The sequence below is a fragment of the Bacillus sp. RZ2MS9 genome, from assembly GCF_001816185.2.
Lineage (GTDB): Bacteria > Bacillota > Bacilli > Bacillales > Bacillaceae_G > Bacillus_A > Bacillus_A cereus.
Genome location: NZ_CP049978.1, coordinates 2,565,654 through 2,585,828 on the forward strand (window position 1 = coordinate 2,565,654; position 20,175 = coordinate 2,585,828).

A 20,175-nucleotide genomic window follows, 5' to 3' on the forward strand; every position below is an offset into this window, starting at 1 on the left:
AAAGTTATGTCTTGTCTATGTAAATATATGCTTAACTAATATATACCGTGTGTATGTTTGAACAAAATGGTTATTTATTAACAAATATAAAGAGCGCTTTTTAAGATGCTCCATGACCAAGATGTGTATCGATAAGGATACCAAAAGATTAATAATGAGATGATCATGATTATTGTATGTACATTTCTAATGAATGTGAAATCTTTAAATGCAATCAAAAAGAGCACGCATATAAACATGCTCTTGGACAAGAAAGGTAGATTTCTATGAGTGGATATCTCCATACAATACTATATGCTTGTCCAGTTAAAAGGTGAAAAGTTTTAATGAAATCTTTATTTTATTAATTTGTAGGTTGATACAGTTCCCCAAACGAAAAGAACCAAGTAAAAAAGTCTTTGTAGTAGACCTGCAGGTAAGGGGAAAAGAAAAACAAGTGAGATAATGATTGTTATTACTATTAAGTTTAGTAAGCAGAAATATGTCCATTTTCTAGTTTTTTTAAGATTCTTTGCAAAAATAAATAGTCCTGGAAATACAGTAAGCATACCTATCCAAACTAGAATAGAATGTCCAATTAGGTTTACATCTGCAGGAATTAATCCTGAGACTATAGTGGAAACTCCTATTATAATTATAAAAAATGTTGCTATTTTATTAATTTTTGTTTTTTCTAGATGTTGTGAAATATATAGTACTCCAATACAAAATGTTATTCCATTAAGAATAAAGAGTAAATTCATCCAAAAGTGATTAGGAGAGCATATTTCATAAGGAGCTATTTCGTAGGTGAATTCTCCACAGGTTGTTACACCTAGATCACTCATTGCATGATGCAAATAGTTATAAGATGCTGTAGAAGTGAACATAAAGAAAGGTTCAATTAAAAAGTATAGACAAGTTGCAATCCAGCTAAATAAGCCAATTTTATTTGATATATACATTAGATACCTCCTTTGAAAAAAGTATATTTCCATTATAGGTGGTTACATCATCAAAAGTGAAAATTTTCAAGTTGAGAGTCGATAACCATTTTTAATAATATAGGGTTTTCTAGACAAATGTGTTTAGCGGAAAGACGTGTGAAAAATGGATGGGGTATAACTTAACAAAATCGTTATTTGAGAAAAAGGGATTAGTTTAGTTTTGATTCTGCTAATCCTCAACCAATTATAAAAAGCAGGCCGAATATGAGAGGGTAAAAAATACACGAAATTATTATACTAGTTATAACGACTTTTTTTGATGTACCTTTTGGAGCGAAAATAATTAAAACCAGTGATACAAATATTAAATAAATTAAATTACTATCACTATAAAAGGTAAAAAATACGATAATAGTTAACAAATTTGAAATGAAACCGAATTATTTTCTCATTACTTTAGCCTTTCTTGGAAAAATAAATAATCCAGATTATACCATGAATGAATAAGGTTTAAGTAAAATTTTAACAAAAACGTTATTTGAATAAAAAGAAGTTAGATAAGGATGAAGAATAGTCATCTCTTATGCTGGGGAGCTTAACGGATATGTAAATGAATTAAGGATGAGTATATGTTGAAAAGAAAAGTGGTTAGTTTGTTTTTGGGAATTACTATGGTAGTTTTATTTTTAAATCCGTTAGATACCAAAGCGTTTAATATTGATAATCAAGAGTTTTATGATTCTTATAATACTTTATTAGCACCATATGCAAGTCAAGTTATCAGAAGGAAGCTTGGACCAGATCATCAGTATAGTTTGACGGACACAAAAATTATAAAAATTGAACGTTTCCCAGAAGAAAACTTTAATTTTATTGTTACAGTTCAATATAAAACTTATATAGGAGCTCATAACCCTCCGAATGGCATAGAAACTATTACTTTTAATATAAATCCAAGTGGAGTAAAGGTTATAAATTTTGTTCATAAAGATGCTTAAAGAAGAAGTAATATTATTCGTACATTGATGGAAAGGATATTTGAACTGAAAAATGTTATAAAAATTTCATTTTGTAGAAATAAAGAAACTAAAAAAGAGCACCATGCATCAGTGCCCTTTCAGATAGGAGGTAACACTTTGAGTTGGATACTTAAAAAGTATATGGTATAGAAGAGAAATACGACCTAAAATTTATTATCAACTCAATACAAAAGAGCAGTTAACGAAGGTTAACCGCTCAGTCCTCAGAGAAAGGAAAAAGAACATTACAGATGTCAATGTGAATTCAAGCTGTATCAGCCCATTTATAGTATCGGTGAAATATAGAATTTTATTCGTGTGAAACATAAAAAGAGCAGCTAGTAAAAACTAGCTACTCAGCCTTCGGGTATGAAGGGAAATCAGAAACTGTATATACATTATTAACGGAATATTGGGTTTTATTCAGGAGTTAGAGGGAAATGAATAAATTTAGACTGTTCCAACTTGGTTTTGGTCTGCAACATCAGAATCAAATGTGTTTGTTGCACTAACACCGTTAAATGTATTGAGAACAAAAGCAACGTTAGATGAACCTGAACCATTATAAGCTTTTGTATTTTCTTTTGGAGAAACGTTATAAAAATCACCTAAGTTGAAAGAACCGTTACTATTTTGCACAACCATATTTCCGACAATAGATGGCATAGCTTTCACCTTCTTTCCTAGGAAGCATTTAAATTAGTATATGGTGTATGCGTCTAGTGGTTCATCTGCAACTGAGAATTTTGAAATGAAGTTTGATTGAAAATCTAATAAAATAATCCTTTTGAAATTATATAGGTACAATTCACATTTGAGCCGCTTTTTGAATGTAAGAAGGTATTAAATTAATAAAAACGCCTAAAATGGAAAAAACTGTTTTATAAGAAGGAGTGAGAGGATTGGATAATTTAAAGAAAAAGAAACTAAAAAAAGCAATTGCTCGTCGGACAAAGGTTATACAAAAATATGAGAAAGACAGAATAGATAAAGCTTGGAGGAATCTTTTTATACAGACAAGTATAATGAAATAAATATAGTCCGGCTAGAAAACTAGAGGACACCAATTCATTAAAGCAGCAATTCAAGTTGTTTTAATGAATTGGTGTCCTTTTTATTTTGGAAGGGGGAGATAGGAAAATATGAGGGCACTACAAGACTAATTACGTGAGTGGAAAAAGCAATTGAATCAAACAAGAAAGAAAAAAAGATATAGAGTTCAAGTAGTTGTGAGATAAATTGAAAATAGAAATTGATAAGTAAAAAGATAAATAATTAAACATGCGGATGTATTGAATGCAAATGAAATAAAAATTAAATAGGTATATTTTTAATTTTTAAGTTAAGTATAGAGAAGAAATGAATTATCTAGATATTAAGAAAGGATGGATTTTTACAATGAGTTCAAATGAATCAAATTTCAGTTTTACCAGTAACAAAGATATTGTAAAGTACCTTAATGTAAGAAAAGACCCTGTTGATTTAAGAGACAAAATGTTTCGGAGTTACTTGTTTAGTAATGAGGCGGATTTGCCAACGCAAGTCGATCTTCGTCCTAAAATGTCAGGTATAGTAAATCAATGGAATATAGGTTCTTGTACGGCAAATGCAATTGTTTCAGGGTTACGAGAATATCTATTATTACAATCAGGTCGTCCATTTACTTGCTTATCTCGTTTGTTTTTATATTATCATGAACGAGAAATAGAAGGACATATTCAGGAAGATAGTGGAGCGAATGTTCGTGATGGTATGGGGGTTCTTAAAAATATTGGGGTATGCCCTGAAGAGGATTTTCCTTATACCGAGAATTTTAGAGATAAGCCATCACCAAAGGCTGAATCAGATGCTGCACTTTATAAAATTGGAACCTACCATCGTATTCAAGATTTATCGGGATTAAAGGCTGCACTTGCTCATGGATTAGTTGCTGTACTTGGATTTGCTGTACCAAAATCTTTTATGTCAGAAGAAGTGAAAAAGACTGGTATAGTTCCAGTATCAGGAACAGATGATGTAATTGTTGAAGATGGTCAACCAGCGGGACATGCTGTTTGTGCTGTTGGATATGACGATGATAAGCAAACGGTTATTATTCGCAACAGCTGGGGAGAAGACTGGGGAGATAAAGGATATTGTTATTTCCCATATGAATTATTTAAAAATGGAATTGTGCAAGATATGTGGACAGGTCGTTAATTAGAAAAGTGATGGAAGTATGGAAACTACAAAACACGTTATACGTGTTACGGGTAGCATAAAAGAGCTTGAAAAAGATGTAGAAATAAAAGGTGTAATGCATTATCATCTATTAATTAATGATATATCAGTTTTACATACAAGTGGTGCAGAGGTATCGTATAAAGATTATGTACAAGCTATGAAGCAGCATGTGATTTCTTTTGGTAACTATGCATTCTGTCGTTTCTGAAAATGATGCACGCGTAGAAGCCCGTGATTTCTGGAACTGTGGTGACAAGAGTGCAACAGTTTGGGTGGCTGATGTAGAAGTGAAAACAATGGATGATATGCGAGCAGGTACACAGGCTTTTATCGATGAATTATGTAAATTAGGTGCTAAGAAAGTCGGTTTATATGTTGATCATCATATGTATGCACCTTTTGGTTGTGAAATATTTAAACAAAAAAGTGTTAGCAAGTTTGCAAACGAACTTGCTAACACTCATACAAAATAGACATAAATTATCGCTGATATGTCTTCCTTAATAATAGCCATAATCAATTAGAACACACTAATATGAAATGCTCATAAAATCATTCTTGCTATACATGATAATAGTATAAACTCTATATTTCTTTTAATAATTTAGGGTTATATCTTTTCTGCATCAGCCGCTTTTAACCACGCTTCGTAGAATTCTGTAACTGATGCATACCGTTCTGCCCGATTGTCATTTACAGCACGATACGCTACCTTGTATAATTCCTTACTTGCTTCCCATTTTATAAAAGAACGATCTTTTTCACCGCCTAAGAGCGAGAAAGCCATTGCTCCCATATTAAATACATTTGTTCTTTCATCAATTATAGCGTTTAGTTCAAATTCCTCTGGTGACATAAAACGGGAGGAACCCCATAGCCGGCCCATTTTATTTATGTAAGGTTTCTTACTGTATAAATCTATATCACAAATTTTTGTTTCGTTTGTATTAAAATTATATAAAATACTACCGTCATAAAAATCTATCGCTACATAATTTTTCTTTTCTACATAAGTATGGAAAGAAAAAATGGAATGTAAAGAATGAATTCGTTCTATAACAGGTAAATGTCTAAATTTATAAAATGGAGAGTTTGGATTTTCATATTTCTCAGGAGGTGGGAAGCGCCAATGCGAATGAAGACATTCACCATCAAACCAATCGAAAATTAATACATATCCAGATTGAACTGGAAAATGATCAATTAATTTTATGAGCGATTCATGCTTTAAATCTTCATAAATAGTAACTGAATTTTTTAGCCTTTCAATAGCATCACCCGTTGTTCCTTTATATGCAATTGTTTGTGCTCCTGCGTATTTAATAAATTTCTTATGCCCATCCTTTTCTACACCAAAACTTATATTACCTGAATCTTGCTGGTCAAAAACTGCAAATACGGTCCCTAATTTAATAAGCCAATCAAAATTATGATATTCTTTTAATTGGAATGCTACACTATTTAACTGAATTTCGACGGAATTATCTTTCATAGATTACCTCACATTTAATATAATTAAGTTGTACATTCCACTATTCGACATATTTTATGGAAATCCTATGCTAACAATATAAAATTTTATAAATATAATGATAAACACTTATAAAGAGGTGAATACAATGGATCAACAAATTGTTATTAAACCGTATCAAAAAGACTGGGTTGAAGAGTATATAAAAGAAAAAGAGAAATTCTGTTCCTTGTTAGGACAAGAAATAATCGCTGTTGAACATATAGGAAGCACAGCAGTAGAAGGATTAGGAGCTAAACCTCTTATTGATATGATGATTGGCGTAACAGAATTGCAAATAACTGAAAAGTGGATTGAAGTTCTATCGGAAATTGGATATGAGTATGTTCCAAAAGATGCAACCAATTGGCGTTTTTTTAGAAAGGGAAAATGGAGAGCAGGTACTCATCATTTGCATGTTTATATTTATAATAGTGACGAATGGAGGAACAATATTTTATTTCGTGACTTTCTAATAAGCCATGAATGGGCACGTAAAGAATATAGAGAATTAAAAGAGATGCTTGCTATTACATATGCTTTTGATCGTGTTTCATATACAAAGGCAAAAGCACCGTTTATTCAAAACATAATAAAGTTAGCTGAAAAAAATCAATAATAATTGTCAGTGATATTGAAATTCTCATTTTATTTTAATCTTTCTCTCATGTTCTTTTCTTTTTTATTTGATAGACTGCTTGTTACAAAGCTTTTGTGAGTAAGGAGATTAAATAAAATGGAGAAGATATTAAGAAATAAATATTTTCGTGTGTGTGTTAAAATTATGGGCATTACTATTATTATTTGTAGTGTATTGATGCTATTTATTAATGTTATATACGGCAATGTTTTGAATGTAAAATGGTTAAATAAAAAATTAGGCTCTTTTGGTGAATATGGGGCTATTATCGCTGCTTCATTATGGTTTTTACGCCATATATGGGTGTTTTTAAAGAAGAAAAATATACAAGGATTTAAAAAAGTTAAAGAAGTGTATCTATTTGCAAAAAAGTTTCATGTATTAATTGGATACGCTATAATAGCTGTTGCAATTACTCATGGTGTTTACTTTTTTATAAAAGGGAGTCCTCATATTTTACTCATATACAGTGGCATATTTTCTCTATTAGCCTTAATCGCACTAGGGATTGTTGGGTTTTATTTACAGAAAATAAATAAGAAAGAAAAATTTATGATGTATAGAAAAGTGCATCAAATCATTGTAATTATATTTGGAATAGGATTATTTATTCATTTAATTGTCTAGGAGGAACTACCGTTGCAACACATTTTAATTATTGAGGATGAGGAAAGTTTAGCAGATTTTCTAGAATTAGAACTAAAATATGAAGGGTATAAAGTAGATATACAACTAGATGGAAGAAAAGGGTTAAGCGCAGCACTTGAAAAGAATTACGATCTCATTTTGCTTGATTTAATGCTGCCTGGATTAAATGGACTAGAGGTATGTCGTCGACTAAGAGCGACTAAAAATACACCTATTATTATGCTGACTGCTCGTGATAGTATTATGGACCGTGTGACAGGTTTAGATAGTGGAGCGGATGATTATCTTCCGAAACCATTTGCAATTGAAGAACTGTTAGCACGTATGAGAGTGATATTTAGAAGAGAAGAACATATTGAAAACAAGCAGGTTTCATTTCTTACATTCAAAGATTTGCAGCTTCAGATTGAATCTCGAACTATAACTAAAGGAAATGAAGAAATTGAACTTACAAATAAAGAATTTGAGTTATTGCTTATGTTTATGAAAAATATTAATCGCGTACTTACTCGTGATGTTTTACTGGATCAAGTATGGGGATATGATGCAATTGTTGAGACAAATATTGTTGATGTATATGTTCGTTATTTGCGAAATAAGTTACATAGTGTAGATAAGGAGGAGTATATCCAAACAGTGCGTGGTGCGGGATATATAATGAAATGATAAAAAATATTATGTTTCGAATTCGAAATCTACCTATAAAGTGGAAACTAACACTTTGGTCCACTACACTAGTATTTATTTTATTCATCTTATATAGTGCTTTGCAGTTTATTGTAATTAATAAGTGGACTATAGATTATGAACAGAAACAAATAAATAGGCAAGTTACGGAAATAGCGGCATATTTCCAAGATAAAAATGATACCCTTTCGAGTAAAACATTTAAAAACAGTAAAGATTTTCTAAACAATATGATTGATAAGCATCAAATGATTCGTATTATTGACATGGATGGGGAGCCGATTATTACTGTTTCACGAGATTTTAATGAAACGTGGATAAAGCCGAAACAGGTTATAAAAGATGAGTCATTTATAAAAAGGCATTTAGAAGATCGAATATTAGTTAAGCGCATACCAATTAAAACGAAAGAGTTTACTGGAACTATTGAACTTACGAAAAACCTAGAGACATTTGATTATTTATTAAAAGTTATTTTAGTGGTAATGCTTATTGCTGGAATATTTGGATTGATATTTAGTTTTTTAGGTGGGATTCTTATAACGAAGAAACTATTATCAAGTGTTCAAAATATAACAGATACGATGAAACGTATTAAAAAGAATGGACTAAATGAACGGGTTCCAGTACGAGAAAATAATGATGAGCTTGCAAAATTATCATTTCTCTTTAACGAGATGATGGATGAAGTAGAAACTTCTTTTACACAACAGAAACAGTTTGTCGAAGACGCATCTCATGAACTAAGAACACCGTTAACAATTATTCATGGTCACTTAGCGATGTTAAACCGATGGGGGAAGAATGATCCAGCAGTATTAGATAAATCTCTTCAATCTAGTTTAAAGGAAGTAGATCGTTTAAATAAATTAGTTTCAGAATTGCTAGAACTATCAAGAGCTGAATCTGAACAATTGCATCCAATAGCAGCTGAGCCAGTTCATGTAAATAGCGTATTAAAACATGTTACACAAAACTTTGTAGTACTCCAAAGTGATTTTCAATTTGATATGAAATTCGGGGATGACGAGGCTTATGTGTCAATGCCATCATCTTACTTAGAACAAATTATTATTATCATAATGGATAATGCAGTTAAGCATACAAAAGAGGTTAATAAATATATTTGCATAGAATCCAGTTTACAATCAGGGAAAGTTACAATTCGTGTAATAGATCATGGAGCGGGAATACCTGAATCCGATTTACCATTTGTTCTTAATCGGTTTTACCGAGTTGACAAAGCGAGAAGTCGAAAACAAGGTGGAAACGGACTAGGTTTGTCTATTGCAAAACGACTTGTAGAAAAATATAACGGAGCTATTAAAATAGAGAGTAAAGAAAATGAAGGAACAATCGTTACGATTACATTACCATGTATAATAAAATAAGCCTTCAAAGAAGGGGTGCGTTTTGCATTCCTTCTTTTTTTACGATCAAATCATTTTGTTTATTTCGAAATTTCTAGTACATTAAAATTATTAAGGGGGAATAATAATGAAAGCTATCGTACATCAATATAAAACTGGGTTTGACGGTGTAGAATATAAAATATCACCTGAGAGAGCACTTAATGATGGGGAAGTTAAAGTGAAATTAAAATCAGCAGGCTTAAATCATCGGGATTTATTTATTATGAATAATAGAAAAGAAATGCAATTACCTTTAATCTTAGGATCAGATGGTGCAGGTATTGTTACGGAAATTGGAAACGGTGTTTCTGATAACATATTACATACAGAAGTTATTATTAATCCTAGTATTGGATGGGAACATGCTACTGAAGTACCGGAGTTACCGGAAGTGCTAGGTGGGCCGAAAGATGGAACGTTTGCTGAATATGTAATTGTACCAGTTGAAAATGTTGTAGAAAAGCCGTCATATCTTACTTGGGAAGAATCAGGTGTTTTATCTTTATCCGCATTAACTGCATATAGAGCGCTTTTTACTAAAGGTAGATTGAAGCGCGGCGAACACGTTTTAATTCCGGGAATAGGCGGTGGTGTTGCTACATTTGCCATGTTATTCGCGAAAGCAATTGGCGCAAAAGTGAGTGTTACTTCAAGGGTAGAGAATAAAATGGAACTTGCTGCAAAATATGGTGCAGATATTTCTTTTCATAGTGCCGGAAATTGGGAAGAGAGCTTACAAGGTGAAAAAGTAGATTTAATAATAGATAGTATAGGTCCAGCAACTTTTTTGAAATATTTTGATGTATTAAAACCAAACGGAAGAATCGTGAATTTTGGTGCAAGCTCAGGAGATAAAATTGAATTACCATTACGCGCGCTATTTTACAATCAAATTGATATTATGGGAACATCCATGGGTAGCCGTGAGGAATTTAATGAGATGATAAAGTTTATAGAAAAACATCAAATTAAACCAATTATTGATAAAGTTTACTCGTTAGAAGAAGCAATTCGAGCACTAAGCCGTATGGAACATGGAGAACAATTTGGAAATATTGTACTTCAAATGAATTAAAAAATATGATTTTACAATTAGTATATTTAAATGAACATGTTATGTATTCCAAACATGAAAAAAATACGAATCGCCTTATTATAAAGGTTTACGAACTTTATACATAAATAGCGTATAAAATTTGTTTTATAATTGTCACATGAGTAATAGTAAAATGAGAATTAGATGAGAAAAGTTTAAGCCCATTTTCATAATGGTATTGTATACTGTGTAAATCAAGAACACTTGTAAGTAGGGAGAGCGTATTATGAATTACACAGTATTTCAGTGGTTTAATAATTTTGCTGATTCATCCAAACTATTAGATACGATAATGGTTGCAATTACAAATAGCGCTGCATACGTAGCCATTTTATTTATGCTTATCTTATGGTTTAATAATGGAAAGAAAGAGAATGCAATTAGAAAACAATATACAGTTTTATATACGACGCTTTCGGTTATTATTGCATTAGTAGTAAATGTTCTTATACATGCGGTATATTACCATCCGCGTCCGTTCGTATCACATGATGTACATCAATTAGTACCACATGCAGCAGATTCATCATTTGTTAGTGATCATTCTGTACTTGTATTTTCAATCGCCTTCGTATTTATTCTTAGAGGAGAAAAACTGAAATATATCGCGCTATTATGGGCAGTGTTAGTCGGTATATCACGTATGTATGTAGGTGTTCATTATCCTTTAGATATACTTGGTGCAGCTTTCATAACACTTGTTACGAGCGGTTTAGTAATGCAAAGTACACGTATGTTTGAACCAATAGCGAAATTCGTATTCAAAATGTATGCATTAGTAGCGAGACGAATTCCTTTCTTAGCAAAATATAACCATATCGCATAATTTTCTTATAAAAAGTTCCCCTTTGGAAATCCAGAGGGGAACTTTTTATAGTAAATAAGAAAAGAGTTTAGAGTGATATGCAATCAAGTTTTGGTGAAGTTAATATTCAGAAATTTCACGCACCGTACTTTAATTAAATAAAACAAAAACAAAAAATAACAATAGTTAGTTTCGTATTGTTTTAAAGGAATTAAAAAGAAAACTTCGAAACATATAGTATCGTAAACAAAAACTACAAATTATAAAACGCATCTTCGTACGAATCCATTCCAAAAGAGAGGAGATAAGTATGCAAAAACTTCAAACGAATAAAGGCGCTCGATATATGATGATTGCTTTTATTGTTTTGTTTCTTATTATGATTTTGCGTATAGTCTATATTCAGGCAGTAGGAGTCGTGCATAATGTAAATGTAAAGGACCTCGCGGATGAACAACATAATAAAAAAGGTGTTTTAGAAGCGAATCGTGGCACTATCTATGACCAAACGGGAAAGGTGTTAGTACAAGATTCTACAACATATCGAGTTGTTGTGAATTTAAAAGGAAAAGATAAAGTGAAAAATAAAGATGAAACCGCACAACAATTAGCCGATGTGCTTGAAATTGATAAAGAAGAAGTATTAAAAAACTTTCATGAAGGGCGTACGCAAGTTGAAATTGGGAAAATTGGTCGGAACTTATCTAGGGAAACGAAGGAAAAAATTAACGATTTAAAAATACCAGGTGTATCTTTTATGTCGGAAAAAGCAAGAGTGTATCCGAATGAAGATTTTGCATCCTATATACTGGGTTTTGCTAGACCAGATGATAAAGGGAATACGGAAGGAAAGTTTGGGCTTGAAAAGAGTTTGGATAAATATTTGCGCTCTACAAACGGGAATATAGAATATGTGGGTACACGAAGGGGGATTCCGCTTACAAATGATATAGGTAAAGTAGAACCTGCTAAAAATGGGAATAACGTGTATTTAACGCTTGATAAACAAATTAATAGCTTTTTAGAAGAAGCGATGAACAAAGCACAAGAGCATTATGATCCTTCTATGTTAATTGGAATTATTGCTGATCCAAAAACAGGAAAGGTTTTAGCGATGTCTAGTAAACCTAGTTACAATCCTAATGTAGGTGATATCGAATACTTTTTAAATGATCCGATTGCAAATGCATATGAACCAGGTTCAACTATGAAAGTTTTTACGTTAGCAGCTGCCATTAATGAAGGTGTATATAACGGAAAAGAATATTTTCAATCTGGAAAATATTCCGTTGGTTCCTCTGATATAAAAGATCATAATGGTGGATTTGGATGGGGGTCAATTACATTTGATGAAGGTTTTGAAAGATCATCAAACGTAGCTTTTTCTATTTTAGAAGATCAGTTACTGAAACCAAATAAATTTAAGCAATATATGAATAAATTTGGATTCAATCAAAAAACAGGAATAGATTTACCTGGAGAAAGTAAAAATACTTTATTATTAAATACGCAAATTCAACAGGTTACAACTTCTTTCGGTCAAGGTTCTACAGTAACTCCGATTCAATTAATCCAAGCAGCTACTGCTATAGCAAATGACGGGAAAATGATGCAACCATATATCGTTGATAAAGTTGTAAATCCAACAAATAAAGAAGTTATTATGGAAAATCAACCGAAAGAAATTGGGAATCCGATAAAAAAAGAAACAGCGGACAAGGTTAGAAGCTTAATGGAGCGTGTTATAACATCTTCAAAAGGAACTGGTACAATGTATAAAGTAGATGGTTATCCAATTGGAGGTAAGACAGGAACAGCACAAATCCCGAATCCTGAAAACGGCCGATATATGGAAGGGAAAGAGAATTACATTTTCTCCTTTTTAGGAATGGCTCCAATTGATGATCCGGAGTTAATCGTATACTTAGCTATTAAGCAGCCAAAGTTAAAAGGAGATGAGTATGGAGCTCAGCCTCTTGCTGAAATATTTAAACCTGTTATAAAAAACAGCCTTGAATATTTAAAGGTGAAACCGTATACAGAAAAACAAATAGCTGATGCAACGAAGCAATCTCAATTAAAAGTACAAAATTATGTAAATCAATCGATGGGTACAGCAGAGAAAAGTGTAGAAAAAGAGAAGCTACAGCCGGTAATTTTAGGAGAAGGAAAAATAATAAAACAATATCCACAGTCTGACGAGGTCATGAGTGAAGGTGATCGTATATTTTTATTAGGGAATAACGCACTAATGCCAAATGTAAAAGGTTGGTCCATGCGTGATGTTATGTATTTCTCTAAGCTTTTGAAATTAGATTTGAAAACTTCTGGTACAGGTTATGTAACGAGCCAAAGTATTGAAAAAGGACAAAATTTACAAGAAGGAGATACACTAGAACTAGAATTAGAACCGCCGTTACAACCGTTAACAGAGGCGAATACGAATTAATTCAGGGATTTGGAAGGAGCTAGATGCAAATGGCTCTTTCTTTAGAGCTGTAAGTAATTTCACGCACCGTAATTTTCAGGAAAAACAATGAATAAATGAATTAACAGAGACACATTATTAAATATCTGATTATTTTTTATTTACAGTTAAAAATGATTGTGATAATATGGAAAAAATCAAATGCAGTGAAGAGAAGAGTAAATAAAATGAATTTTTCACAGAGAGCTCCATTTAGCTGAAAAGGAGTAAAAATTCTTTATTGAACCAAGCCTCTGAGCAGCGCATCGGAACCTATTATTAGGGGATGGTGTGACGGGAGCTCCCGTTATAGAGCTATGGTATAAGCATGAGTTAGAATGCAGTACCTGATAAGGTTAATATGGTGACATATTAACAAACTAGGGTGGCACCGCGATGATAAATCTCGTCCCTAAGATTAAAAGTCTTGGGGGTGGGATTTTTTTATTGTTTTAAAACAATTTGGAAAGCGGGGGCCAAAAATGAAAAACTTTCTTAAAGATTGGAAATATCCTTTATTACTACTGTCCGGTGTTGGTATTGCGAATTTAGGGGCATGGATTTACTTAATAGCACTGAATGTACTTGTCTATAATATGGGTGGCTCAGCCTTAGCTGTTGCTGCTTTATATGTAATAAAACCATTAGCCACTTTATTTACAAACGCTTGGTCTGGGAGTATGATTGATCGTTTAAATAAACGGAAGTTAATGATTCACCTCGATATATATCGTGCGTTATTTATCGCTATTTTACCTTTACTTCCGTCAATTTGGATTGTTTATGTATTTGTATTCTTTATAAGTATGGCCAGTGCAATTTATGAGCCAACTGCTATGACGTATATGACGAAATTAATTCCAGTAGAACAAAGACAACGTTTCAACTCATTACGTAGTTTAATAGGATCTGGTGCATTTTTAATTGGTCCAGCGATAGCAGGGGTTTTATTAATTGCGAGTACACCAGAGATTGCTATATATATAAATGCTATAGCATTTCTCTTATCAGGATTCATTACATTACTTTTACCTAATCTTGATAAGAAAGAAGCTTTGGATACAACAAGTAATACATTATCTCTTACAGTATTAAAAAAAGATTGGAACACTGTTATAAATTTTAGTAGAAAACATGTGTATGTCGTATGCGTGTATTTCTTATTTCAAAGTATGTTCGTATTAGCAACTGCTACTGATTCACTTGAACTATCGTTTGCGAAAGAGGTATTACTACTAACAGATAGCGAATACGGTTTTCTAGTTAGTATAGCTGGTGCAGGAATTATTTTAGGTGCCATAACAAATACAATTTTATCAAAGAAATTAGCACCTTCATTTCTAATTGGAATAGGATCATTATTCATCGCAATTGGTTATTTAATTTATGCTTTTTCAAATGTATTTTTAATAGCTGCTATTGGATTCTTTATTTTATCTTTCTCTATGGCATATGCAAATACAGGATTTTATACATTTTACCAAAATAATATCCCTGTTCATATGATGGGACGGATCGGGAGTATATATGGACTTGTTATTGCGATAGTAACAATCTTTATTACAATATTATCTGGTGTTGCGACTCAGTTCATTTCTATACAACTTGTAGTTATTGTAGGTTCATTCATCATGTTATTTATTACTATCGTCTTGTGTGTGTTTACTTTATTCCCATCACAATCTAAGTTGTATTTTACTGAATCAATAAAGTGAAACTTTAATCAGGGGGCATCCCCCCCACTGATTATCAGCCCTCACCAAGCGGGCTTTTACGGGCAGCAGGGTCCCCACTTAACTTCTTTGCTTTCGCTGAATTTTGAGATGGGGGTCTTACTGCCCACAAATAGCGGGATAAATTCGAAATGAACTTTGTGTTCTCATTAACAATTTATCGTATTTAATAAAAGGGTTCTTTCCCCTTTATATGGAAAAATCAATAAGGGGAAAGAACAATACCGAAAGATAAGGGTGGTTGTCGTGATAAAAACAAAAGATGAAATTGATAAAATTATAAAAGAAATACAAAAGAAAATAGATTTCTCTGGAGTAGTTTTAGTAAAAAAAGAAAAAGACTTAGTCTATGAAAAAGCTTTGGGTTACGCAAACCAAAGTGAATGTATAAACAATACGATACAAACAAGTATACAAAATTACTTTTAACTCCTCACATTCAAGTAAATGATAAACAGTCCTACGGCTATGGAATATGGATTGAAACACGAGAGAACAAGGTATTCAAATATCATGTAATGGGATATGATTATGATCCAGGCGTCAGTTTTCGCGCGGCTATATATCCAGAATTAGGAATAACTTTAGTTATTACGTCGAATAAAGGGGCAGGACCTGAAAAATTAATAACAGAAATAGAAAGAGCTTTTTAATTATATGGATTTAAAAGAAGAGATACGAAAATAATTTAAACGGGTTCATGATTGTTTCTGTTTTGAAAAATATTTTAGTTAACGAGGAACCCTTTATTTATTAAATAAGTTTTTTTGTAATTCTGTACAATTATATATAATTATATGGATTTTTAAATTAGAAAACATTACTATATAGTTGTAAATTTTTATTATTAATTCATATGAAAGGATGTGTTAACAATTTGTATATGATTAACGGTAGTGTATTTATTATTTTAGGAGTTATTTGTTATTTAATTGTACGTGGAATATTAATTGGTACCAAAAATACAAAACATGTAATTTGGTGGAAAGAAATAATAAGTTTTTTATTTGTGATCTACATTTGTATGGTTGTTGCAGTAACTTTATTCCCTTTACCAATCGGTTTTCCTTTTAATATTGAAAATCTGAATCGCTCGGTCAATATAATACCATTCACATCAATTATTAAAGACATCAATCAAATTGGTAGTGCTTATGATGGAGATACCCTATTTATGATTGGTCTAATTGTAAGAAATGTAGGCGGGAATATTTTATTATTAATGCCTTTAGGATTTTTAGCACCAATCCTATGGGATAAATATAAGAAATTCAAAAATACAATTTTATTAGGATTTTCTATATCAGCTAGTATTGAATTGCTACAATTAATTGAGTCTTTATTTAGTGGAGTGGGACGTATTACTGATATTGATGATGTGATCTGTAATGTTATAGGTTCTATTGTTGGATATTGTATTTATATTATCTTTTTAAAAGCTATTAATAAATTTAACATTCGAGTGTTGGGTAAAGTTAATTCTAAAGGTGTGGAATTAGTTGATAAATAGGAGTTTAAACGAGTTATTAAAGGCGTACGAGTAAAAAGTACGTCTTTTTATTTTTATAAATAATGCTTAAGGCTGATGAGAAATCACATTTTCCATCTTACACTTGAAAGTAGCTATCGTATTTCAAGTATGGAATGAAAAGAGGAGAATATAATCTTTAAAGATAAACAAGTTTATAGGAGGATTCTAAATGGATATTTTACTTGTTATTCTTATTATTGTTTTGATGCAAAGTAAAGAACGAAAAGTGAAAATAAACCGTATTTGGCTCATTCCGGCTTTGTTGTGTTTTGTAACAGTTCAATCCATTATTCATATGGGACAAATAACTTTGCTGCAAGGACTACTGTTTGTTGTAATGCTTGGAATTGGCTTATGTCTTGGGATTATACGGGGAAGAGCTTTAACATTTCGATTAGATAGTGAAACAGGTCATGTACTACGAAAAGGAAATTGGGTAAGTACAATAATCCTTCTTGTTATTTTAGGAGCAAAAATTATGATTAAACAAAGTATGTTTTCGGGTAGTACGCACCAGACATTAATGGTTGTAACAAATGCCTTTTTATGTATTACATTAGGCACTGTGATTAGTAGACGTTATTATATTTGGAAAAAATATAATGAATTAACACAAAAAGCGTAAATACATTCATCCCTTGTTTAACATTGCTAAGAACGGTAATACTAATTAACATTGAACTTTTACAACAAGGGATGATAATATGATATACATTTACACAGATTTTGGTGGAACACATACTACCTCACTAGCTGCAGCGTATCATTTAAATAAATTACCAACGGATCGCAAGTTAACGAAAGAAGAAATTTTGAATGTAGATTACTTTAATAAATTGAAAACAGAAGATATGGGAAAAATTATTTTTCATGGCATAGATGAACATGGTCATCCTGTATATACGATTGGATGCGGCGCATCAAAAGTTGTTGTACCAGCGATGAAGCATTTAGGAGAAATCTTGCAAAAACATTATCAAAGTCATGAAAAGATTATTTTTTCTAATACATCACCAACCGTACCTTTACCAATGACTTTCGGTGGGCTGTTTTCTAGAAGGTTCCATATCGATTTTATTGGCGTACCGTTACTCGTATGGGGAGCAAAAATTTGCTGTGATAATATACAAAGGCTTGTTAGTTATACAAAAGAAGCTGGCCGATTAACGAATGATTATGTTGTAATTTTAGATAATGAAACTTTTAAATAGTATATGATAACAAGAAAATCGAGCAAATTCCTTGATTTTCTTTTTTATTTGTGAAATAGACAAGAAATAGTCACATTTAATATACATCTACTATAGCCAAAACAATAAAGTCCTGTTACTATTACAGGGATATTCTCTTTTCATAACATAAATATATAGAAAAATTAGAAAAGAGGAATTGAATTAAGGGAGGAACAACATGAAGCGTGTTGCTTGGATTACTGATAGTACAACTGCGAATTTTAAAACAGAAGGAGATAACTTTGTTATCCCAATCGAAGTTATTATTGATGGAATTTCGTACAAAGATTGTGAAGAAGGTGTACGTGAAAGGGTTTATAATGCGTTAAACGAAGGTAAAACAGTCACTACTTCACAACCTAATATTGGGGAAATGGTAGAGTTATTTACGAAATGCAAAGAAGAATATGAAGAAGGATTTGCAGTTGCTATTAGCGGAAAAGTAAGTGGAACCTATCAAAATATGAAGTTAGCTGCAGAAATGGCAGGTTTTCCATTAACGGTATTAGACAGTGAAACAACAAGTTATCCAATGGATGAACTAATTAGAAAAGCGAAATCGTTATACAATGATGGTATGACTTTACAAGATATACACAAAACATTAGTAGATGAAAAAAGAAGACCTTTTCATGTATTCCCAAAGAGTTTAAAAGGTCTATATGCAAGTGGCCGTGTAAAGGGCATGCAATTTTTACTTGGAAGTTTATTAAGTGTTAACTTAATATTAGAAGTAAAAGGTGGAGAGCTTTTACTTGAAAAGAAAGTTCGTAAAATCCAAAAATGTCGAGAATATATTAAAAATGAACTTGAAAAAGAATTACCAAAAGTACTTCACATGTTCCATGCTAACGATAAAGCTGGAGCTGAAGAATGGATTGCAGATATTAGACAAGCATTCCCTGAAATGGATTTCAAATTATATCCATTACCAATTTCATTTGCGGTTCATGCAGGTGAAGGAACAATAGCAATTAGTTATTAAGAAGAAAACCCGTGAATAATTCGCGGGTTTTTTTATTTATAAATGGTGCACACCACGCCACCATCAAGTTAAATTTTTATAGCACTCTAGAACGAAATTTGTGTTAACTCGAAACAAAAATCTTATTTTATCGTTTTTTGGGAGCAACCGCAATTTCTTGACTTGATTTGAGATTAAAAATATAAACCTTTTCCTACTGGCTGAACAGTTTCTAGTACAATATCAACCATTTCTTCATTAAGTAGGGTCCTTATAATCCAAGCTGATAGTTCTTGAGCAGCAAAACAACCCGCGGCAGTCGAGATATTTCCTTCGTTTACGAAACTTTGCTCAATAACGTCTACATCAAATTCTTTTAGCTGTTCTACTGCGGAGGGATATGTAGTAGCTTTTTTACCAGTTAGTAATTTTTTAGCTCCTAATAGTAGTGAACCAGAACACATAGATCCTATTAATTGTCTTTGAGGATCTACATGAATGCTATTAATATATTGTTGATTTTTATATAAATCCTTTACACCTTTACCACTTGCAAATATTACAGCGTCGGCAAAAGGGATATCAGATATGCTTCCTGTCATGGAAATACGCAAGCCAGACATAGATATATGAGTTTCTGCCGTTCCTAAAAGCTGGACATCCCAATCAGAAATACCACCGACTAAACGTACACGATTTAATAAATCCCATGGTAGAAAAACATCTATATCGGTAAAGTTATCGAAACAGACTATTGCAATTTTCATTTTCTAACCCTCCACTTATGTATATCATTTTATTAATAATATAAACATCTCTTTTTTATGTTCTATATGCAGTTATAAATCCCTGTATATTACACGTATATGAAGGAGGTGTAGTGATTTTTTAACTCCTCTAAACATAAAAAGATATAAAATCTTTTTCTTGGTTTCTATCGATTTTTTGTACAAAACCAAGATCTGTAACAATAACTCGTAAGGTATTGGGGATGAAAACCTTTAAAATTCTCAAGGAAATGGGTGTAATTTATTACACATACAAATAGAAATAAAAACGTCATCCTTTCTTATGAATTCTCAGATAGAAACACGTTTTTCGTTTTTTTTTTTTTGCATTTTTTCATTAGCTTGCTAATCTATATATAATATGATTTTTATAATTTCCCTAAAATAATTTTGACGTATTTATTTTTTCAATATAAAATAATATTCATCCAAATTTAACCAACAGCATATAAAAGATGTATCTTTTTATATGCATAGGTATAAATCTCTTTAGT

The 20,175-nt window shown here is 31.7% G+C and carries 19 protein-coding genes, 3 pseudogenes and 1 other annotated feature; of the genes and pseudogenes, 18 read left to right on the forward strand and 4 right to left on the reverse strand.

The window, feature by feature from the left end:
• Window positions 1-335 precede the first annotated feature (335 nt).
• Complete coding sequence (locus BHV55_RS13100) at window positions 336-944, reverse strand: DUF998 domain-containing protein (protein ID WP_070757803.1); 609 nt, start codon at window positions 942-944, stop codon at window positions 336-338.
• A 611-nt stretch (window positions 945-1,555) separates the two neighbouring features.
• On the opposite strand from BHV55_RS13100, the gene BHV55_RS13105 reads away from it, so the two are divergent.
• A complete protein-coding gene (locus tag BHV55_RS13105; RefSeq protein ID WP_000919725.1) occupies window positions 1,556-1,924 on the forward strand; it encodes a DUF3888 domain-containing protein in 369 nt (122 codons plus the stop codon).
• Window positions 1,925-2,395: 471 nt separating this feature from the next.
• Here the strand turns inward: BHV55_RS13105 and BHV55_RS13110 are convergent, their stop codons facing one another.
• Window positions 2,396-2,611: a spore germination protein gene (locus BHV55_RS13110; RefSeq protein ID WP_001139345.1), complete on the reverse strand. Its 216-nt coding sequence runs from the start codon at window positions 2,609-2,611 to the stop codon at window positions 2,396-2,398.
• Window positions 2,612-2,847: 236 nt separating this feature from the next.
• Here BHV55_RS13110 and BHV55_RS13115 point away from each other — a divergent pair, with 236 nt between their 5' ends.
• The 3 genes and pseudogenes from BHV55_RS13115 to BHV55_RS27465 form a co-directional block, all read left to right on the forward strand.
• Window positions 2,848-2,979 (forward strand): DUF3983 domain-containing protein, encoded by a 132-nt coding sequence (locus BHV55_RS13115; protein WP_000369348.1) that lies wholly within the window; start codon window positions 2,848-2,850, stop codon window positions 2,977-2,979.
• Between the two features lie 364 nt (window positions 2,980-3,343).
• The gene (locus BHV55_RS13120; RefSeq protein WP_000097509.1) at window positions 3,344-4,144 is read left to right on the forward strand and encodes a C1 family peptidase; all 801 of its coding nucleotides are present in this window, start codon (window positions 3,344-3,346) and stop codon (window positions 4,142-4,144) included.
• Window positions 4,145-4,304: 160 nt separating this feature from the next.
• Window positions 4,305-4,572: pseudogene (locus BHV55_RS27465) on the forward strand (glycoside hydrolase family 25 domain-containing protein); the annotation flags it as partial.
• 206 nt (window positions 4,573-4,778) lie between these two features.
• Here BHV55_RS27465 and BHV55_RS13135 read toward each other — a convergent pair.
• A complete protein-coding gene (locus tag BHV55_RS13135) occupies window positions 4,779-5,660 on the reverse strand; it encodes a protein kinase domain-containing protein (protein ID WP_070757805.1) in 882 nt (293 codons plus the stop codon).
• 127 nt (window positions 5,661-5,787) lie between these two features.
• Between BHV55_RS13135 and BHV55_RS13140 the strand changes: the two genes are divergently transcribed.
• The 14 genes and pseudogenes from BHV55_RS13140 to BHV55_RS13200 all read left to right on the forward strand — a co-directional run bounded on the left by BHV55_RS13140 (window position 5,788) and on the right by BHV55_RS13200 (window position 18,914).
• Window positions 5,788-6,297: a GrpB family protein gene (locus tag BHV55_RS13140; RefSeq protein ID WP_000372690.1), complete on the forward strand. Its 510-nt coding sequence runs from the start codon at window positions 5,788-5,790 to the stop codon at window positions 6,295-6,297.
• Between the two features lie 117 nt (window positions 6,298-6,414).
• Window positions 6,415-6,945 carry a hypothetical protein gene (locus BHV55_RS13145; RefSeq protein ID WP_000411452.1) on the forward strand — a complete coding sequence of 177 codons (531 nt, stop codon included), beginning with the start codon at window positions 6,415-6,417 and terminating at the stop codon, window positions 6,943-6,945.
• 12 nt (window positions 6,946-6,957) lie between these two features.
• Window positions 6,958-7,632 carry a response regulator transcription factor gene (locus BHV55_RS13150; RefSeq protein WP_001163828.1) on the forward strand — a complete coding sequence of 225 codons (675 nt, stop codon included), beginning with the start codon at window positions 6,958-6,960 and terminating at the stop codon, window positions 7,630-7,632.
• A complete protein-coding gene (locus BHV55_RS13155) occupies window positions 7,629-9,044 on the forward strand; it encodes a HAMP domain-containing sensor histidine kinase (RefSeq protein WP_058839783.1) in 1,416 nt (471 codons plus the stop codon). The genes BHV55_RS13150 and BHV55_RS13155 overlap by 4 nt, the downstream gene beginning before the upstream one ends.
• Window positions 9,045-9,150: 106 nt before the next feature.
• A complete protein-coding gene (locus tag BHV55_RS13160; protein WP_000644550.1) occupies window positions 9,151-10,140 on the forward strand; it encodes a zinc-binding dehydrogenase in 990 nt (329 codons plus the stop codon).
• A 247-nt stretch (window positions 10,141-10,387) separates the two neighbouring features.
• Window positions 10,388-10,987, forward strand: a complete 600-nt coding sequence (locus BHV55_RS13165; protein WP_001110118.1) for an undecaprenyl-diphosphatase — start codon at window positions 10,388-10,390, stop codon at window positions 10,985-10,987.
• A 289-nt stretch (window positions 10,988-11,276) separates the two neighbouring features.
• A complete protein-coding gene (locus tag BHV55_RS13170) occupies window positions 11,277-13,415 on the forward strand; it encodes a penicillin-binding protein (protein WP_048567654.1) in 2,139 nt (712 codons plus the stop codon).
• Between the two features lie 176 nt (window positions 13,416-13,591).
• Window positions 13,592-13,850 (forward strand) — a binding site (T-box leader).
• Between the two features lie 65 nt (window positions 13,851-13,915).
• Window positions 13,916-15,148, forward strand: a complete 1,233-nt coding sequence (locus tag BHV55_RS13175) for an MFS transporter (RefSeq protein WP_070757807.1) — start codon at window positions 13,916-13,918, stop codon at window positions 15,146-15,148.
• Window positions 15,149-15,412: 264 nt separating this feature from the next.
• Window positions 15,413-15,819 (forward strand): annotated as a pseudogene (locus BHV55_RS13180) (hypothetical protein).
• Window positions 15,820-15,832: 13 nt separating this feature from the next.
• A pseudogene (locus BHV55_RS27760) lies at window positions 15,833-15,901 on the forward strand (GNAT family N-acetyltransferase); the annotation flags it as partial.
• Between the two features lie 142 nt (window positions 15,902-16,043).
• Window positions 16,044-16,676 (forward strand): VanZ family protein, encoded by a 633-nt coding sequence (locus BHV55_RS13185; RefSeq protein WP_048567652.1) that lies wholly within the window; start codon window positions 16,044-16,046, stop codon window positions 16,674-16,676.
• Window positions 16,677-16,866: 190 nt separating this feature from the next.
• Window positions 16,867-17,322, forward strand: coding sequence for a CcdC protein domain-containing protein (locus BHV55_RS13190; RefSeq protein ID WP_000353706.1), 456 nt, complete (start codon window positions 16,867-16,869; stop codon window positions 17,320-17,322).
• 79 nt (window positions 17,323-17,401) lie between these two features.
• Window positions 17,402-17,908, forward strand: a complete 507-nt coding sequence (locus BHV55_RS13195; protein ID WP_000639421.1) for a DUF3189 family protein — start codon at window positions 17,402-17,404, stop codon at window positions 17,906-17,908.
• A gap of 199 nt (window positions 17,909-18,107) precedes the next feature.
• Complete coding sequence (locus tag BHV55_RS13200) at window positions 18,108-18,914, forward strand: DegV family protein (RefSeq protein ID WP_000831921.1); 807 nt, start codon at window positions 18,108-18,110, stop codon at window positions 18,912-18,914.
• Window positions 18,915-19,087: 173 nt separating this feature from the next.
• On the opposite strand, the gene BHV55_RS13205 is transcribed toward BHV55_RS13200, so the two are convergent.
• Window positions 19,088-19,660: a DJ-1/PfpI family protein gene (locus BHV55_RS13205; RefSeq protein ID WP_048567651.1), complete on the reverse strand. Its 573-nt coding sequence runs from the start codon at window positions 19,658-19,660 to the stop codon at window positions 19,088-19,090.
• Window positions 19,661-20,175: the final 515 nt, after the last annotated feature.